Origin of the sequence: Jezberella montanilacus, assembly GCF_003003055.1 — a bacterium.
GTDB classification, from domain to species: Bacteria; Pseudomonadota; Gammaproteobacteria; order Burkholderiales; family Burkholderiaceae_B; genus Zwartia; species Zwartia montanilacus.
In genome coordinates this window covers 1-5737 of record NZ_PVTV01000006.1, presented here as the reverse complement: position 1 = coordinate 5737, position 5737 = coordinate 1, and the positions used below count along the sequence as shown (strand labels likewise).

Genomic DNA, 5737 nt, shown 5'->3' with positions numbered 1-5737 from the left:
GCAAAGACAAACCCCCGCGAGCTTGATGCTGGCGGGGGTTTGAGGGGTAAGAGCTTGACAATGACCTACTTTCACAGACGTACGTCCACTATCATCGGCGCAAAGGTGTTTCACGGTCCTGTTCGGGATGGGAAGGGGTGGGACCACCTCGCTATGGTCGTCAAGCGTAGCTTGTTGAGAGGCTGATATCGGGTCGAGGCAGGCGCGGTTGCGCGCTCATCTCGGCTGAGGATCAACCTCTCCAATCTGGGAAGAAGCAAAACGGTGTGTTTGTTTGGTGCTGTTGGTGCTTTTGGTGTTTGATAACGTCGCTGGTTGTAATCAACGACTGCATAATTTCTTTCATCCTGCTTTACGTGTGAATCCCTGTTTCAGGATTCGAACGACACTTGAACGCTTCAATCTGTCACGGCTCACTGCATATCGCTATGCGCGGCTTAGTGTCAGTCTCAGCACCATAACCTGTAGGGTTATAGGATCAAGCCTTACGGGCAATTAGTATCGGTTAGCTTAACGCATTACTGCGCTTCCACACCCGACCTATCAACGTCCTGGTCTTGAACGACCCTTCAAGGGGCTCTAGGCCCCGGGATACCTAATCTTCAGACGAGTTTCCCGCTTAGATGCCTTCAGCGGTTATCTCTTCCGTACATAGCTACCCGGCAATGCCATTGGCATGACAACCGGTACACCAGAGGTACGTCCACTCCGGTCCTCTCGTACTAGGAGCAGGCTCCGTCAAGTATCCAACGCCCACGGCAGATAGGGACCAAACTGTCTCACGACGTTTTAAACCCAGCTCACGTACCTCTTTAAATGGCGAACAGCCATACCCTTGGGACCGGCTACAGCCCCAGGATGAGATGAGCCGACATCGAGGTGCCAAACACCGCCGTCGATATGAACTCTTGGGCGGTATCAGCCTGTTATCCCCAGAGTACCTTTTATCCGTTGAGCGATGGCCCTTCCATACAGAACCACCGGATCACTATGTCCTGCTTTCGCACCTGTTCGACTTGTCAGTCTCACAGTCAAGCACGCTTATGCCATTGCACTATCAGCACGATTTCCGACCGTACCTAGCGTACCTTCGAACTCCTCCGTTACACTTTGGGAGGAGACCGCCCCAGTCAAACTGCCCACCATGCACTGTCCCCGACCCGGATAACGGGCCAAGGTTAGAACCGCAAACAAACCAGGGTGGTATTTCAAGGTTGGCTCCACGAGATCTGGCGACCTCGCTTCAACGCCTCCCACCTATCCTACACAGGCCGGTTCACAGTCCAATGCAAAGCTACAGTAAAGGTTCATGGGGTCTTTCCGTCTAGCCGCGGGTAGATTGCATCATCACAAACACTTCAACTTCGCTGAGTCTCAGGAGGAGACAGTGTGGCCATCGTTACGCCATTCGTGCAGGTCGGAACTTACCCGACAAGGAATTTCGCTACCTTAGGACCGTTATAGTTACGGCCGCCGTTTACCGGGGCTTCGATCAAGAGCTTGCACCCCATCAATTAACCTTCCGGCACCGGGCAGGCGTCACACCCTATACGTCGACTTTCGTCTTTGCAGAGTGCTGTGTTTTTAATAAACAGTCGCAGCCACCGATTCTCTGCGGCCCCATCATGCTAAGCGCGCGAGCGCTTCACACTACCGGGGCATACCTTCTCCCGAAGTTACGGTATCAATTTGCCGAGTTCCTTCTCCTGAGTTCTCTCAAGCGCCTTGGAATATTCATCCCGTCCACCTGTGTCGGTTTGCGGTACGGTCTCGTATAGCTGAAGCTTAGAGGCTTTTCTTGGAACCACTTCCAGTCACTACGCGAATAAATTCGCTCGCGCCACACCCTTGAATTGCGCGCCCGGATTTACCTAAGCGCCTTCTCCAATGCAGCAACAGGGACTTCCAACACCCTGATGACCTTCCGCAATCCGTCCCCCCATCGCACTATACGACGGTGCTGGAATATTAACCAGCTTCCCATTAGCTACGCATCTCTGCCTCACCTTAGGGGCCGACTCACCCTGCGCCGATGAACGTTGCGCAGGAAACCTTGGACTTACGGCGAGGGGGCTTTTCACCCCCTTTATCGCTACTCATGTCAGCATTCGCACTTCTGATACCTCCAGCAGCCTTTACAAGCTGCCTTCACAGGCTTACAGAACGCTCTCCTACCGCGTGTAATAAATTACACACCCGCAGCTTCGGTCTATTGCTTAGCCCCGTTACATCTTCCGCGCAGGACGACTCGATCAGTGAGCTATTACGCTTTCTTTAAAGGATGGCTGCTTCTAAGCCAACCTCCTGACTGTCTATGCCTTCCCACTTCGTTTCCCACTTAGCAATAGTTAGGGACCTTAGCTGGCGGTCTGGGTTGTTTCCCTCTTGAGTCCGGACGTTAGCACCCGGTGCTCTGTCTCCCACGCTGCTACTTGCCGGTATTCGGAGTTTGCAATGGTTTGGTAAGTCATCATGACCCCCTAGCCATAACAGTGCTCTACCCCCGGCAGTAATACGTGAGGCACTACCTAAATAGTTTTCGGAGAGAACCAGCTATTTCCAGGTTTGTTTAGCCTTTCACCCCTATCCACAGCTCATCCCCTAATTTTTCAACATTAGTGGGTTCGGTCCTCCAGCACGTGTTACCGTGCCTTCAACCTGGCCATGGATAGATCACCTGGTTTCGGGTCTACACCCAGCGACTAGACGCCCTATTCGGACTCGCTTTCGCTACGCCTTCCCTATTCGGTTAAGCTTGCCACTGAATGTAAGTCGCTGACCCATTATACAAAAGGTACGCAGTCACCCCTTGCGAGGCTCCTACTGTTTGTATGCACACGGTTTCAGGATCTATTTCACTCCCCTTCCGGGGTTCTTTTCGCCTTTCCCTCACGGTACTGGTTCACTATCGGTCGATCACGAGTATTTAGCCTTGGAGGATGGTCCCCCCATCTTCAGACAGGATTACACGTGTCCCGCCCTACTTGTCGTACGCTTAGTTCCACAATCGAAGTTTCACCTACAGGGCTATCACCTGCTATGGCGGGGCTTTCCATCCCCTTCAGTTACTTCAAATGCTAAATCGTACAGGCTGCTCCGATTTCGCTCGCCACTACTTTCGGAATCTCGGTTGATTTATTTTCCTCGAGTTACTGAGATGTTTCAGTTCACCCGGTTCGCTTCCTCAGACCTATGTATTCAGTCTGGGATACTGCTTACGCAGTGGGTTTCCCCATTCGGACATCTACGGATCAAAGCTCGTTTGCCAGCTCCCCGTAGCTTTTCGCAGGCTACCACGCCCTTCTTCGCCTGTGATCGCCAAGGCATCCACCATGTGCACTTAGTCGCTTGATCCTATAACCATAAAGGCTATAAGACGCTGATTTACTTGTAGCGTTTGTGCCGTTCTTCACTTGTTGCACTCAATCCCCTGAGCCAATTAAATAAATTTAATCAACCAAAGAACCAAATGCGCTTGAGTTTGAACAAATTAATGCAATCACAACCCGTTATCAATTAACACTCATCAACAGCGCCTCACCACTCGCCCCGAAGGACCCGCCCGAGAGCGTTCGCAGTAAAGCTTGTCCATGAGCACCAACCAAAAACTTTCGTTGTGCTTCTTCCAGATTGTTAAAGAACAAGGTAAAACCGGTACTACTTCACCATCATCAAACCCTAGCCACGAAGGCTAGAACTCAACGCTTAATGCATCAACCACCTCGCCCCGCTCTCGGAACTTGGCACCGCTTGCACTGAGCGTTGAACTCTATGGTCTCAATCAATTTAAATGGTGGAGGATGACGGGATCGAACCGACGACCCCCTGCTTGCAAAGCAGGTGCTCTCCCAGCTGAGCTAATCCCCCCATAACCCTGGTGGGTCTGGATGGATTCGAACCATCGACCCCCGCCTTATCAAGACGGTGCTCTAACCGACTGAGCTACAGACCCGGTCGAGATCCAGCAAAACGCTACTACCCTTGCTTCTTCTAACCAACAACCGATAAGTGTGGACGCTTTCGCTTCGTGACGCTCGCTTTTTCTGAAAGGAGGTGATCCAGCCGCACCTTCCGATACGGCTACCTTGTTACGACTTCACCCCAGTCATGAACCCCACCGTGGTAATCGCCCTCCTTGCGGTTAGGCTAACTACTTCTGGTGAAACCCACTCCCATGGTGTGACGGGCGGTGTGTACAAGACCCGGGAACGTATTCACCGCGACATGCTGATCCGCGATTACTAGCGATTCCGACTTCATGTAGTCGAGTTGCAGACTACAATCCGGACTACGATCGGGTTTCTGGGATTGGCTCCCCCTCGCGGGTTGGCGACCCTCTGTCCCGACCATTGTATGACGTGTGAAGCCCTACCCATAAGGGCCATGAGGACTTGACGTCATCCCCACCTTCCTCCGGTTTGTCACCGGCAGTCTCATTAGAGTGCCCTTTCGTAGCAACTAATGACAAGGGTTGCGCTCGTTGCGGGACTTAACCCAACATCTCACGACACGAGCTGACGACAGCCATGCAGCACCTGTGTTCCGGTTCTCTTGCGAGCACTCCTCGATCTCTCGTGGATTCCAGACATGTCAAGGGTAGGTAAGGTTTTTCGCGTTGCATCGAATTAATCCACATCATCCACCGCTTGTGCGGGTCCCCGTCAATTCCTTTGAGTTTTAATCTTGCGACCGTACTCCCCAGGCGGTCAACTTCACGCGTTAGCTGCGCTACTAAGGCCCGAAGGCCCCAACAGCTAGTTGACATCGTTTAGGGCGTGGACTACCAGGGTATCTAATCCTGTTTGCTCCCCACGCTTTCGTGCATGAGCGTCAGTATTATCCCAGGGGGCTGCCTTCGCCATCGGTGTTCCTCCGCATATCTACGCATTTCACTGCTACACGCGGAATTCCACCCCCCTCTGACATACTCTAGCTCGGGAGTTAAAAATGCAGTTCCAAGGTTAAGCCCTGGGATTTCACATCTTTCTTTCCGAACCGCCTGCGCACGCTTTACGCCCAGTAATTCCGATTAACGCTTGCACCCTACGTATTACCGCGGCTGCTGGCACGTAGTTAGCCGGTGCTTATTCTGCAGGTACCGTCATCCACACGGCGTATTAAACCGTGCGATTTCTTTCCTGCCAAAAGTGCTTTACAACCCGAAGGCCTTCATCGCACACGCGGGATGGCTGGATCAGGGTTTCCCCCATTGTCCAAAATTCCCCACTGCTGCCTCCCGTAGGAGTCTGGGCCGTGTCTCAGTCCCAGTGTGGCTGGTCGTCCTCTCAAACCAGCTACGGATCGTCGCCTTGGTGAGCCTTTACCCCACCAACTAGCTAATCCGATATCGGCCGCTCTAATAGTGAGAGGTCTTGCGATCCCCCCCTTTCCCCCGTAGGGCGTATGCGGTATTAGCTACTCTTTCGAGTAGTTATCCCCCGCTACTAGGCACGTTCCGATACATTACTCACCCGTTCGCCACTCGCCACCAGACCGAAGTCCGTGCTGCCGTTCGACTTGCATGTGTAAGGCATCCCGCTAGCGTTCAATCTGAGCCAGGATCAAACTCTTCAGTTTAATCTCTGTATTTAAATCGTATTTCCATAACCCACCGAAATGGGCCGGTTATACGTCGCTGCTCAAAGGAAGTGAGGTTGTTTGTCTATCCAGGTTCATCACAAACCTGAACAGCTTTACTTCCAAACTTCTTTGTGAGCACTTGATTTCGTTAAGCAGC

At 52.4% G+C, this 5737-nt stretch carries 2 tRNA genes and 3 rRNA genes; all 5 read right to left on the bottom strand.

Annotation, left to right across the window (positions count from 1 at the left end):
* Window positions 1-52: 52 nt before the first annotated feature.
* Window positions 53-165, bottom strand: a 5S ribosomal RNA gene (gene rrf, locus BCM14_RS01550).
* A 309-nt stretch (window positions 166-474) separates the two neighbouring features.
* Window positions 475-3354: ribosomal RNA gene (locus BCM14_RS01545) — 23S ribosomal RNA — on the bottom strand.
* 437 nt (window positions 3355-3791) lie between these two features.
* A tRNA-Ala gene (locus tag BCM14_RS01540) sits at window positions 3792-3867 on the bottom strand.
* Window positions 3868-3875: 8 nt separating this feature from the next.
* A tRNA-Ile gene (locus tag BCM14_RS01535) sits at window positions 3876-3952 on the bottom strand.
* 94 nt (window positions 3953-4046) lie between these two features.
* Window positions 4047-5577: ribosomal RNA gene (locus BCM14_RS01530) — 16S ribosomal RNA — on the bottom strand.
* Together the 16S, 23S and 5S rRNA genes with 2 tRNA genes alongside form the textbook arrangement of a ribosomal RNA operon.
* Window positions 5578-5737 lie beyond the last annotated feature (160 nt).